The sequence below is a fragment of the Vibrio crassostreae genome (genome assembly GCF_024347415.1).
GTDB lineage: Bacteria > Pseudomonadota > Gammaproteobacteria > Enterobacterales > Vibrionaceae > Vibrio > Vibrio crassostreae.
In genome coordinates, this window is record NZ_AP025478.1 from 210,417 (window position 1) to 226,856 (window position 16,440).

Sequence of the window (16,440 nt, forward strand, 5' to 3'; positions counted from 1 at the left end):
AAGTGACGTATCAATAAAATACTCACTACTTACTTCCTGACTAATACCTATAACCGTCCCCGCTGGTAAAACAACCCCTTTAGATATAGGGAGTATGTTGCCAGACGGGGACATTACCCATAATATTGTATTTGTATTAGATAACTCGGTTGGATTTTTTAGTATTATGTAGCGCATAATAAAGATCCTTAAAATTTTGATAAACGTAGAAAGTATTACACAAGCATAGAACGATATTCTTCACTAGGCTAAAAACCTTCATCAAATGGAAAAAAGGGTCATGACTCCAACCTGTTGTTCAAGAGTAAAACTCTCTTTCGAGAAAGGTGACGATGACCTTATCGTTCATCTATTCTGATCAGGTGAAAGCGATGGTTTTCTTCACTAGTCGTTTAAAGCGAGTTCTTAGGGTGAGATTGGTTCGTTCAATCCTTTGTGTATAACCATTACCTATAATGAAATTATCTATCAATAAGTTAGCTAAATAAACGCGGTAGTCATCTGTACAATAAAAAAGAATGATAAATTTCGATAGAAGACGTTGTAGCTAGTTAAACGCATCGGTGTCTCTTTTACCAAAAGCATGGGCTATGAGGCATTTATATCTAGGCTCCCAGCATACCAAAGCCAGCGCTGATTTTTCTTATTGCCAACAAACGACCATTGCTCGTCTACTTCACATATCAACTCAATGTTTGCTATATCAAAAGGTATTGTTGTTACTTGTCTAGGCTTTGACGTGATGGACGCACCTCCCTTCTAGCCTTGTTGTCCCACACTAAAAGTACAGCCATTAAAAGCAGGAGTAACAACCATGTCCATTAAAGTTTTCGGTATCGATTTAGCCAAAAATTTCTTTCAAGTATGCATATTGAATATTGACGGAATTATCTCGTCAAACCGTAAGGTTCATCGAGACAGATTGCTCCATACAATTCGTCAACTTCCAGATAATACGCCACTGGCTATGGAGTAATGTGCATCAGCACATTATTGGGGACGAGTCTTTTTAGGGCTTGGTTTTAAGGTATCACTCATGCCAACACAACATGTTAAGCCGTTCTTTGGTCAACAAAAGAACGATGCTAATGATGCAAGAGAGCGTTGTTAATGATATGGACACTCCTACCCAACCTCACACCTATACTGACTGTGTGAGCATTGAAGAGGACACAAACCATGGCAGTAACAACTTTAGGCATCGATTTGGCAAAATTATCTTTTGCTTTACATGGCATAGATCAACAAGGCTCTGTGTTGATAAAAAAGAATGTTAGAAGAGCGAACTTAGCTAAGGTGATATCAAAGCTCGAACCATGTTTAATTGGAATGGAAGCTTGTTCAGGAGCACACTATTGGGCTCGATTATTTATCAAAATGGGTCACAGCGTTAAATTGATGCCTCCTCAATTTGTAAAGCCTTACGTTAAATCTAATAAGAACGATGCGGCTGATGCTGAAGCTATTTGTGAGGCGCTTACTCGACCTAATATGCGCTTTGTACCAATAAAAACAGTAGAGCAGCAATCTATTCTATCGGTACATAAAGCTCGTGAACGATTAGTTTCTATGAGAACGGGACAGGTTAATCAACTTAGGGGATTACTCGGTGAATTTGGTATCGTCATCCCTAAAGGATCTTCAGCGTTGAATAAGCAAATTCCTCTGATTTTAGAGGATGCAGAGAATGGACTGACAGTGACTGTCCGCAGTCTGGTGTCGCAGTTGAAAGAGCTAGTCAACGAACTAGATATACAAGTCAAAGAGCTAAATAAACAAATTGATTCTTGGCATCAACTTAATGAAGATTCGCAGCGAATTGCTCAAATCCCAGGAATAGGGCCAATAACGGCAACAGCATTGGTAGCTAGCACCGGTGACCCAAAATCGTTCAATAATGGTCGCCAAGTATCTGCTTGGATCGGGCTTGTGCCTAAACAGTTTTCTACTGGGGGCAAACAAGTCCTATTAGGCATAAGCAAAAGAGGCGATGGATATTTGAGAAGGTTGCTTGTTCATGGGGCTCGTGCTGTCCTTGGTCATCTGAAACAAAACTCTGAGACTTATACCCACCGTTGGTTAGCAGAACTGCTTAAACGCAAGCATAAAAATGTAGCTATAGTTGCACTGGCTAATCGAAATGCACGTATTGCATGGGCATTGCTTTCAAAGCAACAGGAGTATAATCCAAGTCTATTGTCTGCATAAAAATCAAACTAATTCATCAAATTGCGCATGAAGCAAATGAGAAGACAGGTAAGACCGTGAATGTGAAACTCTGATTTGATCTTGGGACTTAAAGTTCGTGTTGTTGATAAGAGCACATTCAGCGGAAATCATTAAGAGTTTTAGAACTCGGATATATGTCTGCAATCTACTACCATTTTTTCAATTGCTACTTGCCAATAAGGAGTGTCCATATATGATCAAATTAAACAATAGGTAGATCTTGCCTCATGGTCTATATCTGTTAACTTCTAAGGCATACCTAAGCCTATGACCTTGTTCATAGCTTTGACGTTAGCAAGTGCTTAACCTACTTGATACTTGATACTTGATACTTGAGTATTGTAATTTCTCAAGCTTAATTGGCCACTAGCTAATCCTTTGTAGTGAAACATTGCTGTTTCTGATATTGAGCAGCCATGGTAACCAGAGTCTGCTTCCCATTGAACTAAAGCATCATCTTTTAAAGCTTGTACGGCTTCGTTTCTTGCATGCCCGCCTTCCCAGAACCCTGCATTTTTACGTGGCGGTCTTAAATTTTCGTTGCAGCACCTTATTACACTCTTTCGTATCATACACTCCATCACCTGAGACTGCGTGAATCTTCCTTCGAAGCGGATTGAGCAACGTTGGTAGTACTTCACTCTCTCCGACATTGACTAAGCTTACCTCTGCGCTGATAACTTCATGTGTATCTACATCAACAGCAAGGTAGTGTTTTCGCCATGTTCTTCGCTTTTCATAGCCGTGTTTTCTGACTTTCCATTCGCCTTCACCGAACACTTTCAGGCCTGTAGAATCAATGGCGACATGACGAACTGGCCCTCGATACTTTACTTGCACAATCTACGAACGCTTGCTGATGCAGGTGTAATCGGGAGAGTTGAGCGGTACGTCCATCTACTTAAATACTGAATCAATGAATCCTTGCAGAGCGCGAAGTAGGAGAGAAAATATGCCCTTTATCATAAGGGCTTTTTCAATCGCAGTACCTGAGTCTTGGAACCCTCGGCCTCGATTCCCATGGTGCGTGGCACATTTCCATGCTTTAACGGCTGAATCATCAATCCAAAAAGCACATCACCACGTTTACAGAGTGCGCGGTTATATTGGCTCCAGTTCGTGATTTTAGCTTTCGAATTTCCCATTTCTCTTCTCGTTCAATCATTCATAAGAGATCAGATCGTAGTTATGGAAAAAATTCAATTCGATTTAAGCAACAACGCCCCTGAACTGTTTTAGAGCGTTTACTAATACAGGTGTAATCAGGGGACGTCAGTGGAACATCTAATAGCTCAAAGATAGAATCAATAAAGCCTTGAAGCGCACGCAATGGTAGAGAGAAAATCCCCTTAATCATCAAGGCTGTTTCAATCGCTGTATCTGAGTATTGAAAGCCTCTGCCACGCTTGCCATGATGAGTTTTGCATCGCCATGCATCTATGGCTGAATCATCTATCCAAAACGTAACCGACCCACGTTTGCACAGAGCCTTATTGTACTCTTCCCAGTTAGTTATCTTCTTTTTAGCCTTGCCCATGTCGTCACCAATCTAATCACTACAGAGGATCAGATCGCTGGGTTTGGAAAAGGTTCAACTGATTTAGTAACAACGCCACATCAAAGCCTAAAGAACGTTCACGCTCTCACCCTACGCATCAAAGCCACTTGAAACCAATAGATTGATCAAAAAACTTTACGAAATAAGATACTTTTATCAACACTTTAACTACAATTCATTATAGTCGCTAAAATACTTGGCCGGTATTATATGTTTAATGGGATGTTTGGAGAGACATGAATGTTAAAAGGTGATCAGGAACACATTAAAAATGACGCTATTGAAAGCGATCTAATAGATGATAATGAAGATATTTTCTCTGATGTAGAGCACTTACAAGTGCTCGCCTACCAAGACTCTTTTGACATTATTGCTTGGTTTCTTTCATATTTTGATTTTTATCAAGAAGTAAATAAACTACCTAATATACCTGATGATACCCGACTTTCTATTGAACAATTTAAAGAGTTAAGTGAACTAAACCACTTATCAATGGAAACCAGTGAATTTATTAAAGAAGGAACAGTAAAAGATTTACAGGGCTCGATTCCTCTTTTGTTAATAGGAAAAGATAGTGTTCTTTACGTCATTCTAGAACAAACAATTGCTCACTGGCGTGTATTTGACCCTCATAATCGAACAGAAAAATATTTATCTTCAGAGGACTTAATTAAGCTTAAATTGCTTGAACAGTTCCATGTTAGCTTCAAAAAACCACAAGAAGAAGAAATTGTTCTTAAAAAAGGTTTTTTAAATAACTGGATTGTCAAAGAAGTCTTCAAATATAAGGGTATTTACCGCGATGCCTTACTTGCCTCCGTTATTATTAACCTTATTGCACTCTTTATTCCATTATATACAATGAGTGTTTATGACAAAGTTGTCCCAAATTTAGCATTTGATACTCTCTGGGTCTTAACAACTGTAGTGATGATTGGCCTACTATTTGATTGGATTTTGAAATCGTCACGAGCCATGTTGACAGATAAAGTTGGACAACACATAGATATTGTCCTTTCAACACGTATCCTCACAAAAATTTTAAACTCGAAAAGTGAAAACTCCCCTAATTCAATCGGAAGTTTTGCAAAACAATTTCAAGACTTTGAAGGGGTTAGGGACTTCTTAAATTCAATGACAATTACCGCTATTGTTGATTTACCTTTTACGATTCTATTTTTATTAGTTATATTTATTGTTGGGGGACCTCTCGTTCTTGCCCCTGCTGCCGTTATGCTATTAATGTTATTTGTTACTCTTTCAGTCCAACCTAAAATATCTAAAAATATTAAAGAATTATCAAAATTCAAATCAGAACGCTCAGGATTATCATTTGAAGCGTTACAACAAATGGATACGTTGAAACTAAATAACGGTAAGCAATGGATTTTAAATCGCTGGGAATCATCAGTGAACCAATGTGCCGATGGTTCGCTTAAAAATAACCAAGTTATTAGCAAACTTAATCATACAACACAAAGTTTACAGCAATGGTTAACAATCGCGGTTGTTGTAACAGGTGTTTACTTAATTTCGCAAGGTGATTTAACAATGGGAGGCTTGATTGCCGTCACCATGTTAAGTGGACGATCAGTTAGTGGAATTATGCAAATTACGACCCTGATCACCCGATGGCAGCAAGCAAAAGAAGGAATGAATTCAATCAATGATCTACTTCAATTACCAGCTGAACGCCCATCTGCTGATGAGATAAAAATAGAAAGAAGAAGTTTTTACGGTGACCTTAAATTTCATAATGTTTCATTTCAATATCCAGGAAGCGATTCTGTTGCAATAAAAAATATCAATTTAACTATCCAACCTGGTGAGCGCATTGCAATCTTAGGTGGAAATGGAGCAGGTAAAACAACGTTTTTAAAGTTACTACAATCTATCTATTTACCTACACAAGGACGTTTACTTTACGATAATCTAGAAGCAAAATACTGGGATGTAGATTTACTGAGGAAACACATAGCAACCTGTGACCAACACCCACACTTACTAAAAGAAAGCATCTACAAAAATATAACAATCAATACAGATGGAAGTGTGCTCGCACATCATTTAGCACACGCATTAAAACAGAGTGGCTTAGATATAATATTAGAAAAAATTGAAGGCGGATTAGAGAAAAAAATAGGCGAAGGCAATGTAGGTCTATCTGGTGGACAAGTACAAAGTGTTGCTCTTGCTAGGGCTTTCTATAAACGAGCTAACTTGCTTATTTTAGACGAGCCCACTTCAATGATGGATAAAAATACGGAATTGCGGGTTTTTACAACACTAAAAGCAATACCTAAAACGACAACCATAATTATTTCCACCCACAATATAGCCCTACTCTCAGTCGTTGACCGTGTAATTGTACTTGACCAAGGTAGTATAAAATATGATGGAAGTGCTGATAATCTACGTAAGAAGGATGCATAATGCAAGTAATTAATAATATATTAATTCGACCAAGATTCACTATTTATACCATTGCTATCTTTATTATATCTATCATTGTGTGGAGTTATTTTGCACAGCTTAATCAAGTAATTGTAACACAGGGAAAATTAAAACCTAGAACAGATATACAAGAGATCCAGTCATTAGAAGGCGGGATTATTCGTGATCTTTTTGTAAAAATAGGTGATCCCGTTGAACAAGGCCAATCTTTACTTCGTTTAGATGATCTTGCTTTTAAAGCAGCACTTAAAGAACAATTGCAAAAGATTGATAGTTTACGAGGGGATGTTGCTCGCTACCAAGCAGAACTAGCTGCCATTAGTTATTTAGAAAAAGGTGAATTTACAACTCATGTCAGCATTAATAAATTTTACCATGATGCGTTATCAAACACATCCCGCCGTAGCGCAAAAGCAGCTTTTAACGCCTCAATAGAGTCTTTAAAACTTGAAGTAAATACATTAAGAAAACGAATCGAACAAGCAAATAAAGATGTTCAAGAAGAAAAAAATAATTTAATAGTTTTAAAAGATAATTTACGCATTACCCAAGAAGAACATAATTTAAATTTACCTGCTTTTGAGAAAGGGGCGATCTCCGGCATTGAAATCCTTAAACTAAAAAGAGCGGTGAATGATACTAAGGCTGAATTAAGTGCTACTGAATTTGATATTCAAAGAAAAATCAAACAGCAACAAGAGGCTGGATTAGAGTTAAATGGCTTAATCGCTAAAGCAAAAGTAGAAACACAAGACCGATTGAATGACAAGTTGAGTGAACTTGCACAACTTGAAACGAATAATACAGCGATTCAAGATAAAGTAAAAAGGACTGTGATTAAATCCCCTGTTTCAGGAATTGTTAAATCTATTTTCTCAAGCACATCGGGTGGCGTTATCCAACCAGGCGAAACTATGATTGAGATTGTCCCTTTTGATAAAGAGATGCTAGTTGAAGTAAAAATTCTTCCTCAAGATATTGGTTTTTTAAAAATAGGGCTCCCAGCCCTTATTAAGTTAAGCGCCTATGACTTTGTAATTTATGGTGGGATAACTGGAGAACTCACGCACTTGAGTGCCGATACAATTACTGATGAAGAGGGAAATGCTTATTATATTGGCTATGTTAATTTATCAAATACAACGACTGATTCTGGATATATAACGGTAATGAAGCCAGGTATGCAAGCAAATGTTGACATTATTTCAGGCAAAAAAACAATTATGCAATATTGGTTAAAACCAATTTTGAGAGCAAAAGCTAATGCAATGAGAGAAATGTAATTTTTTTGAGAATATTTATTAATAATTGAGGAATAGCGATGAAAAAGTTCAAAGAAAAATATAATAATTCAATTAAATTTTTGACAAAAAAAATTTATCTATCAATATTTTTTTCATTAATTTTATTTTTATCAAGCTCTGCCTTTTCGCTTTCTCTTGAAGAAAGTATTGCACATGCAATAAAAATAGATCCTAAGCTACAGCAATCATTTTCGCGTCTTAAAACTCTTCAGTCAGACCAAGATTATAGTAGAGGGGACTACTACCCTACTTTAACCTTAAAAGTAGGCGCTGGGCTTCAAAAATACGATAATGAATCAGGCAATAAAATTGATGATGATGCACAATTAAAAGAAGCTAGCCTTGTATTAAGACAATCATTATTTACTGGTTTGAGTACTTATTATGATGTACAAAGTTTGGGTCATAAAGCAGAGTCTGAACGATTAAGTCTATTTTCAGAAACAGAATCAAGCGCAATGGATGTGATTAATGTGTACTTAAATTTAGTGTCTGCCAATCAACTATTACAGCTTTCAAAACTGAATCAACAGGACCACGAAAAAATATATGAAGATGTAAAAGTAAAGGTAAATAACCAACTAGCACCACAATCAGATTTAGCACAAGTTGCTTCACGTGTTGCAAACTCAAGAGCCTCGACAATTGCAGCTCAGAATCGAGTAATGGATTTAGAAGCAGAATATATGTTATTAGTAGGGTCTCCTGCAGAGAATTTAATTAAGCCAAAACCTGACACCTCATTTTTAATTAAAACACAACAAGAGTCCGTCGATTATGCGCTAGCTAATCACTTTTCAATTCAATCCGCAGTCGAAAAAATTAATAGTGTAAACAAAGACTATAAAGCTTCTGCATCTGATTATTATCCTGAAATCTACATTGAAGCCTCTGCTAATTACAAGGATTATTCTGGTTATTCTAACCCTGCTTATCCAAATCAGGGGGATACAGAGGAGATGCAGATTATGCTTAACATGGAATTTGATGTTTTTAGTGGCGGAAAACGGGGAGCACGTAGAGATGCAAATAGTTGGCGTAAAGTAGAAGCAACCAATTCCTTAAAATTAACACAACGTCAAATCCATCAATCTGTTATTAAAGCATGGAATTCCCATCTTTTACTACAGGAGCAAATGCAATATTTAAAAACTAATGTTGATAAATCAGCTATCGCTGCTGAAGGTTATGAAGAGCAATTTAAAGTTGGCCGTAGAGAGTTACTTGATTTGCTTATTTCTAAGACAGATTTATTCCAAGCAAAAAAAGCATATTTAGAAATAAATGTTCAAAAAGAAATTGCAACCTACCAGCTAATGCACGCAATGGGTAATCTATTAAAATCACTATATATTGAACGTCCTCAAGAATGGGAGAAAGGCCAATGAATATAAAAAAAATATTAATATTTAGTACATTCTTAATAATAATTTCTTGTGCGAATACTGAGACTAATGAATATACTATTAAATCAATTAATCAAGAGGCGAGACTTGCAGACCAAGATGGTGATGGTGTGATTAATATAAGAGATGCATGCCCTGACACTGAATTAGATATTATTATTAATAATAATGGGTGCGCTGTTATTAAATCAGTAGAGGAAGTAAAAGAAATAATTATTTTTTTCAAAATTGGGTCAGCTAAAATTGAGGGTTGGTATGCTAACGAGTTAGAAGAATACTCTAATTATATTGAAAATCATGACGATTCAACTATTTTTATTGAAGGGCATACCAGCGAAATTGGTTCAAATGAAGTGAATGAAAAATTGCAGTTACAACGTGCCAATGCAGTAAAAGATGCATTAGTTTATTATGGTGCTAATCCTGATAATATTGAGATAGTTAATCAAGGACAACATACAAAATCGGTTAATAATAAACATGATGCATCCGACGCTGTAAACCAGCGAGTTTATGTGAAAATTATTAAATTAAAAAATGAAGATATTAGTAAGTGGAAGATTAATGATAATAATTAACCAGAATTAAAAATCAATTCCCCCTAAATTATTGATACGGAATAATGAAAATGGCAAAAAATAGTATAAAAAATAGTTATGAGCAGACTCGTCGGTTGGGTATGCTAATTTTATTTAGTTGTATTTTTATTGTGGTAGGTATCTACGGTTGGACTTATCAAACTTCTCTTTACCATAAGGAAGAAAAGGAATTACTATCCTATAATACCTCGCTAGAAAAAGCTTTTGCTATGATAGAAAATTTAAATATAGATGCCAGACGTTGGGAGAAAGATTATGATATTGAGTCAGAAACACTAACAAACACCCAATTAAGAGAACTTGATTTATTAATAACAGAGATGGGCATTGAGTCTACTCCTTTTTCTAAATCACTAGAAAAAAACATAGCTTATTGGCGCTTAGCTTCAGATTATGCATTACGTATAAGTATATTAAATTCGGAAGCTAATACATCATTTTATAATTTTTTAGGTCGTTTAGATGAAAGTAAACAAGGGGGGGAATTACTATCTATTATAAGCCGACTTCCAATGGAAAATCATGTATTTCTTGATGAATTATCTGAAAATTCATATTCGGTGCTTAAAAGAGACATTATTGAGCTTATAAAAATTTCATCTTATTTAAAAAATGAATTAGAAAATTATTTAGAAATAATAGAGAACATCTGGTTACAAAAAACCAAAGTATTACCTCTTGTTATCGATCTTAATAATGAAAGATATAGCATTGAATATAATTTAAAAAATGCCGCAAATATATTAAAAGAAAAAAACAATAAACAACAAAAAGAATTAAAAAATCAGAAGAAAGAAACAAATAACATACTGTACATATATTTAATTTGTTTGGGTTTTTTTATAATCTGGCGAATATTTCTCTCTGCAAATTTAATTCGCAAAGAAAATAAAAAAATTGCAAGAATTAATGCTTATTTAAAAGAAAAATTAAAAGCCAGTCAATTAGCCGAAAATATGAAAACGAACTTCTTGTCAATTATTTCTTATGAATCAAGAGCTTCTCTTAACATTATTATGGGATTAACACGATTTGCCAATGAAAAAAGTGCAAACTCTGAGCAAAAAGCTAAGTTAACACAAATCATCACTGCATCTGAAAATTTGAACCTTTTACTTAATGATGTAATGGAGTTAATTGACTTTGAGATGGAAAGAATAACTTTAGATTCAGACCCATTTTCGCCAAAAAAAGTAATAGAGTTAATAATTAATAAATATCAAAAAAAAGCAAAAGCAAAGGCAATTATATTTGAGTTTTCCCTTGATAAAACAATTAATGATGTTTATATCGGAGACCAAAAGCGATTTTATCAATTAATTGATTATCTACTTTCTAATGCATTTACCTATACAGAAACCGGCCACATTTCTCTCAAAGTGAGTGCAGATTCAGGTAAAAACTTTTCAAGTCACATGCAACGTATTAACTTCCAATTAGAAGATACGGGCATTCAGTCATCTCCAGAAGATATAAAAACATTATTTAAACCTTTCTCAATTGTCAACTTAATTTCATCAAGAAAATCTGGTGCAACAGGTGTACATTTAAGTATTGTTAGTTATTTAATAAAATTAATGGGAGGAGATATTGAAGCAACTATTCCAGCTTATAAAGGAATGCAGTATAACTTTCATTTAAATTTAGAAATTGATGAAATTGGCCAGCCCCCTATTGCAATTGATGACCTTTTAGATAGCGGTAAATCCAAAGAAATATTGACAAATCAAATATTAAAAGTACTTATTGTTGAAGATTGCACTTTAAATGCCTTCTTTTTAAAATGGATGTTAGAAGGACAAAAACATGAAGTAACGATTGCAAAAAATGGGATTGAGTGTATTAATATTATTGAAAAATCAGATTTTGATATTATATTCATGGACCAATATATGCCTGAAATGGATGGTATTGAGGCAACAAAAAAAATACGTGCATACGATAATTATAAATCAAAAATCCCAATTATAGGCTGTACTGCTGACGCCTTCCAAGAGACTCGATATTTATTATTATCAGCAGGACAAAATGATGTTATTCATAAGCCAGTAAGCAATGAAGTTGTTTCTGAAATAATAAAGAGTTTATTGGCAGGAAAATACAATCCCACTAAAATAGAAACTTAAATAAGAAGAATAGTTTCAAATAAAATTTACCCGTTCAACTTGAAGAGATAGGCTTGAACACCTAAAAATTATCATTGATTCGAGACGTCAATGAACCTGCGAACTCAGGAAAAGACACAATAAATAATCGGTCAATAGCTTCCTTGAAGTCTCGTTTAAACGTTATTCCTCGACTTTTCGTTCATTACCTTCCAAAGCCGTTCAATTGGATTGATATTTGGGCTGTAAAGTGGGAGATAATGCAACTCAATGTTAAGGACAAATGCTGCATCTCTGACTAAATCACTGCGGTGATATCCTGCTTCATCTGAGATGATATGGATCTTGTGGTTTAATTGGATAGCCATCTCGGAGCTTACAGAAAAAACGACCATTGTTAATACTTTCGTAATCGCTAACAATGGTCGCTCCAATGTCAGACAGGTTTAACACACCAATAATATTCAGCCGGCTACGATTACCTGTCGTTTCCAGAACTCCACCCATGGGTAATTTTAGTCGACTGTGCTGCGGCTGCGGGAGCAGTATCGATTCATCCTCACCGCAACTTGTCTTTAGAGCTTCGTAATCATCAATGAACGCTTGCAGTTTTGACTCATCAAACTTGTGCGGAATGCCTTTCGGTTTCTTGTAGCTAAAACCATTGTAGTGAACCATTTATTCATACCTGAAGCCGAACGCCTCTTTAACATAGTCGACAATTTGATGAGTATCATCATAGGTATTCTCGGTCAAATGTTCGATAAGTTGCATAGTTTGCGTATTTCGGTGATTGCGATCGCTCATTTCCGCTGTTTTTCAAGCAAGTTGTCGTCATTTTTACATATTTACAACATCTTAGGCAGCTTTGTTCTCTGGATTTAAGAACACCTCGTCAATAAAGCTCCAGTCTCTAGTTTGCCCGCTCCACCGCCCAGGGCTTGTTGCTTGAGCTTTACGATAAACAAGCTTCCGTTGCTCTAAGATGTGATGATCTTCACCAGTGTGCCTTTGCTGAGGTGTCACATATTTTATGCCGCTGTGCTTATGTTCAAAGTTGTACCAATAGGTGAAATCTCCAACCCATTTCCTTGCTTCTTCAATGGATCTGAATCCTGCCACTGGCCATGACGGGATACATTTGACCGTTTTAAATAGTGACTCGGAATAAGGGTTATCGTTACTAACTCTAGGGCGAGAGTACGAACTCATTACACCAAGATCATTCATCTTGGCCAACATGGTATAGCTTCTCATAGGTGCGCCATTATCAGAGTGCAGTACTAACCCTTTGTTGACGCATTTCTCTTTCCAAGTTGTACGTTGAAGCAAATCGGCAGCATGCTCGCCAAGCTCTTGTTGGAATACTTCTGCACCAACTATTTTCCTGCTAAAAATATCCATAATTACATAGAGGTAGTAATGCTCACCCTTAGTAATTGATGGTAAGTAGCTAATATCCCAACTCCAAACCTGATTTGGTTTTATCGCTTTCTGAGCCTTGGGCTTTGGTCTACTGATTGAGGCAGAGCCGCCTCGTCTTTTTAGTTGAGAGTGCTCTTTTAAGACTCTGTAGAATTGTTGATTCTGAGGCTATGTAAATCCCCTTATCCGCAAGCATAGGCACTATTACGTTGGGAGGCAGATCCGCATATTCAGGTGCATTGCATACATCTAAAATATCTTGCCGCTCTTGGGCGGTGAGCTTGTTGTGAGGAGTTTTTGCTTTTGGCAGGTTACGCAAATCTTCTACTATCTGCCCCCCATCTTGCACCCAGCGTTGCATCGTCCTTATCGATATCCCAACGCACCTGCACGCTCTAGTTTTAGTGGCTCCACTATTGATAGCGTCTTCAATGAATGTAACTATTTTTAGCCGCTCGGAGAGAGGAGTTAATCTTCCTCGCTTGGTTCCCAGAGGGCATTGAACTTTTCCCGCAAAACAAGCAATGCGGCTGTTTCAGCTAAAGCTTTCTCTTTTCTAGCCAACTCTTTTTCTAATATCTTGATTCGCTTCTTATCCACTCTGTGAGTTGAATCTATTTTGTTAGCAGGGTTCTTCTTAGGTTGGTGAGCTTGTATTGATGCAATTTTCCACTGTTTGACCTGTTCAACAAAAAGGCCGTTAGACCTACAATATGCTGCTAGTTCATGTTCTGTCATAACAGCTGTTTCGATGACAATGGCAAAGATTTCCTCTGCTGAAAGTTCTTTTTGATTTGAACTTTCTCCGTCTAGCAAGCCTTCTATCTTCAATTGTTCCCTCCATTTATGAACTGTCGCATGGCCAACATTAAGTTCGTTAGCCACTCTTCGCAAGGAGTAGTTGTATGGTGGGAGTAACCAGGTTCGACCTTGTTCTTGGATCTCTAGGTCAATTGACGGTTTAGGCATATTTATCTCCAAACTGAATTAAATTCTAAGGCGACAACTATGCTGACACAGGGGGGAAATGGGCGATCGGATTATCCCGAAATGACTGATCGGAATGCTCCGAAATATGCAATAGTTTGAGTGGCAGAAAGTTTACTTTGGCTGCAACCATTTTCAGGCTTAATTTTTTCTGAAAGAACATAGTCTCTGAGATGGCCAGCGACAGTTGATTCATGGTAACTATTCACCCACGAGCTATTGACGTCGGTTTATGCTAAGAACGCTGGTGTTTGATAATCCACTTTGAACATATGATGCTCGATGATTTCACGCAGCCATTTATAAGCTGAGATCTGTTGAAGTTTAGCGGTCTCGATAAGTGAGAACATCGCTCACGGAATAGATCTCCTCGATATGAGCGAGTTACGTAACAGCACTTTCTCATCAATATGTAATTTCGGAGAACTCGCTCTGCAGCCTTGTTTGTTAACGGGCATTCGGAGTCATCTATAAAGCGCCAGACCATCGCATCACCTGCGATGAGATTACGGCACCGACCCCGATATCGTTTTGAACATTGATAACTGCCGAGTTTGAGCCACTGAAGCCAGCTCTTTCTTAATCGCCTGAGTCGACGATAATATTGGTTATCGGTAGTTTTACTCTCGATATATCGATGGTGGCACCTAAATACGCTATGAGCGATTAAAGCGAGTTTTTCTCCTATTTTTTGATTTTCAGAGCAAACACTATCCTCGATAGCTATCACGTTTCTTAAGATGTGGGCCCAACATAACTGTCGCTTGGATTCATCAATATATTTGTAGGCTGAGTATTGGTCGGTGACTAAAAGGTGTGAGACAGCCTCGCCAAGTAGTCGCTTGGCCGCATGTTGGTTTCTACCGCTGTTAATCTGGAAAAAGGCTACGTCATTACTAAGTGCAGCCCACATCCAACGTTTATCATTATTACGCTGATGTGAGGTTTCATCAGCCATAATTAGTCGGGAGGCTTTGACTGCTTCATGGATTTGTTTGTGGGTATCCGCTAAGTATTCTGTCACTCTCCCTTGAGCGGCTGATATCGCACCTGTAGAGAAGTTAAGCTGAAAGACATCTTTCAACATCGATTGTATTTTACCTATGCTTTGATGGTGTTGCGTTGCTTGGACTGAGAGAAAGCTATGCAGATTTGGCCCCATCTGAACATCAGGTACATGCTCTGGAAGCTCGGCTTGATGTTGATCACCGCACCATGAGCACTCGCCTTTAAAGAGTTGATGTCGTTTAAAAGGCTTTCTATTTGGAATAACACAACCACCGCAGTGGCATGTTTTATTTGGTAAGTATTGCTCAACCGAGGGGCTTTGTTGCGTAATTATATTTAAAGATAGAGCTACCCCGTTTCGGGTATTTCTTAGTCAATACGACAAGTTTCAGGCATCCCTAACCCAGTGAGCTTGTTCAACGCTTTTATCATCGCGTAAGTCTCACCCACCTGCGCATTGTAATTTCTTAAGCTCAATCGTCCTCCTAGTAACTGTTTAACTCGATACATCGCGGTTTCTGAGAGTGAACGTCTGTGGTATCCATACCGCTCTTTCCAATACTTATTTGAGCCGTATAACTTCTGGCAACCCACTGCGAGATTTCGAGGATGACCGCGCTCCCAGAAGGCTGCCCCTTCTCTTGGGGGAATAAGCGCAACGGCTCGCTTAATCTTAATAGCAGCGTGACACGCTCTCGTGTCGTAAGCGCCATCACCAGACACCTCAAGGATACTTCGGCGTGTTTGTTTCAGTAAATTCGGGAGGACCTCTCCATCTGTAACCGTCGATAAACTTAGCTCGGCTGCAATGATCTCGTGAGTGCTTGTATCGACTGCAATATGCAGCTTTCGCCAAACTCTCCGCTTGCCATCTGCCCCGTGTTTTTTGACTTTCCATTCACCTTCGCCATAAACCTTAAGGCCAGTCGCATCAATGGCTAAGTGCTGTATCGCTCCTCTCGTTTTACTCTTAAATGAGACCTCAACTTGCTTGGCTCTACGACTGATGCAGGTGTAATGTGGACAACTCAATGGAACATGGGCAAGTCTAAATACCGAGTCGATAAATCCTTGCAGCGCTCTCAGTGGCATAGAAAAAACTCGTTTTACCATGAGCGCTGTCGTGATAGCTAAGTCACTGAATCGACGTGGTCTCCCGCGCTTATTCTGTTTGCTTTGCGCCCACCCGCTTATCGCCTCTTCATCAATCCAAAAGGTCAGAGAGCCTCGATTAATGAGTGATTGGTTGTATTGCTTCCAGTTGGTTGTTTTGTAAAGAGGTTTAGGCATGAGGCTACGAGAGATAGTGGATGTAACTGATCAGATCGTAGGCTCTGGATTTAGTTCCATTGAATTACGCAACAA

Annotated in this window: 9 protein-coding genes and 6 pseudogenes; 7 read left to right on the forward strand and 8 right to left on the reverse strand. The window is 37.5% G+C overall.

The window, feature by feature from the left end; all coding sequences use genetic code 11:
* Positions 1–358 precede the first annotated feature (358 nt).
* Positions 359–732: pseudogene (locus tag OC193_RS25220) on the reverse strand (IS1 family transposase); the annotation flags it as partial.
* Positions 733–814: 82 nt separating this feature from the next.
* Between OC193_RS25220 and OC193_RS26105 the strand changes: the two are divergent.
* Both OC193_RS26105 and OC193_RS25230 read left to right on the forward strand, forming a co-directional pair.
* Positions 815–976 carry a hypothetical protein gene (locus OC193_RS26105; RefSeq protein WP_155407274.1) on the forward strand — a complete coding sequence of 54 codons (162 nt, stop codon included), beginning with the start codon at positions 815–817 and terminating at the stop codon, positions 974–976.
* A 203-nt stretch (positions 977–1,179) separates the two neighbouring features.
* Positions 1,180–2,208 carry an IS110 family RNA-guided transposase gene (locus OC193_RS25230; protein WP_080967695.1) on the forward strand — a complete coding sequence of 343 codons (1,029 nt, stop codon included), beginning with the start codon at positions 1,180–1,182 and terminating at the stop codon, positions 2,206–2,208.
* Positions 2,209–2,531: 323 nt separating this feature from the next.
* Here OC193_RS25230 and OC193_RS25235 read toward each other — a convergent pair.
* Positions 2,532–3,374, reverse strand: a pseudogene (locus OC193_RS25235) (IS5 family transposase).
* Between the two features lie 80 nt (positions 3,375–3,454).
* Positions 3,455–3,766, reverse strand: a pseudogene (locus tag OC193_RS25240) (transposase); the annotation flags it as partial.
* A 261-nt stretch (positions 3,767–4,027) separates the two neighbouring features.
* Between OC193_RS25240 and OC193_RS25245 the strand changes: the two are divergent.
* From OC193_RS25245 to OC193_RS25265, 5 genes are read left to right on the forward strand one after another with little or no spacing between them, the layout of a single operon-like run.
* Positions 4,028–6,220 carry an ATP-binding cassette domain-containing protein gene (locus OC193_RS25245; protein WP_048659831.1) on the forward strand — a complete coding sequence of 731 codons (2,193 nt, stop codon included), beginning with the start codon at positions 4,028–4,030 and terminating at the stop codon, positions 6,218–6,220.
* Positions 6,220–7,524: an HlyD family type I secretion periplasmic adaptor subunit gene (locus OC193_RS25250; RefSeq protein WP_048659830.1), complete on the forward strand. Its 1,305-nt coding sequence runs from the start codon at positions 6,220–6,222 to the stop codon at positions 7,522–7,524. Before OC193_RS25245 ends, OC193_RS25250 begins: the two co-directional genes overlap by 1 nt.
* Before the next feature lie 38 nt (positions 7,525–7,562).
* Entirely contained in the window at positions 7,563–8,933 is a 1,371-nt protein-coding gene (locus OC193_RS25255; RefSeq protein WP_048659829.1) for a TolC family outer membrane protein, read from the forward strand.
* Positions 8,930–9,529 carry an OmpA family protein gene (locus OC193_RS25260; protein ID WP_048659828.1) on the forward strand — a complete coding sequence of 200 codons (600 nt, stop codon included), beginning with the start codon at positions 8,930–8,932 and terminating at the stop codon, positions 9,527–9,529. Before OC193_RS25255 ends, OC193_RS25260 begins: the two co-directional genes overlap by 4 nt.
* Positions 9,530–9,579: 50 nt before the next feature.
* Positions 9,580–11,676, forward strand: a complete 2,097-nt coding sequence (locus OC193_RS25265) for a response regulator (RefSeq protein WP_048659827.1) — start codon at positions 9,580–9,582, stop codon at positions 11,674–11,676.
* Positions 11,677–11,737: 61 nt separating this feature from the next.
* Here OC193_RS25265 and OC193_RS25270 read toward each other — a convergent pair.
* The 5 genes and pseudogenes from OC193_RS25270 to OC193_RS25290 all read right to left on the reverse strand — a co-directional run.
* A pseudogene (locus tag OC193_RS25270) lies at positions 11,738–12,435 on the reverse strand (IS630 family transposase); the annotation flags it as partial.
* Positions 12,436–12,513: 78 nt separating this feature from the next.
* Positions 12,514–14,049, reverse strand: a pseudogene (locus OC193_RS25275) (IS3 family transposase).
* A gap of 110 nt (positions 14,050–14,159) precedes the next feature.
* A pseudogene (locus OC193_RS25280) lies at positions 14,160–14,264 on the reverse strand (IS630 family transposase); the annotation flags it as partial.
* A gap of 38 nt (positions 14,265–14,302) precedes the next feature.
* Complete coding sequence (gene tnpC / locus OC193_RS25285; protein ID WP_315984275.1) at positions 14,303–15,409, reverse strand: IS66 family transposase; 1,107 nt, start codon at positions 15,407–15,409, stop codon at positions 14,303–14,305.
* A gap of 35 nt (positions 15,410–15,444) precedes the next feature.
* On the reverse strand, positions 15,445–16,365 hold the full coding sequence (locus tag OC193_RS25290) for an IS5 family transposase (protein WP_048661579.1): 921 nt from the start codon (positions 16,363–16,365) through the stop codon (positions 15,445–15,447).
* Between the last annotated feature and the right edge of the window lie 75 nt (positions 16,366–16,440).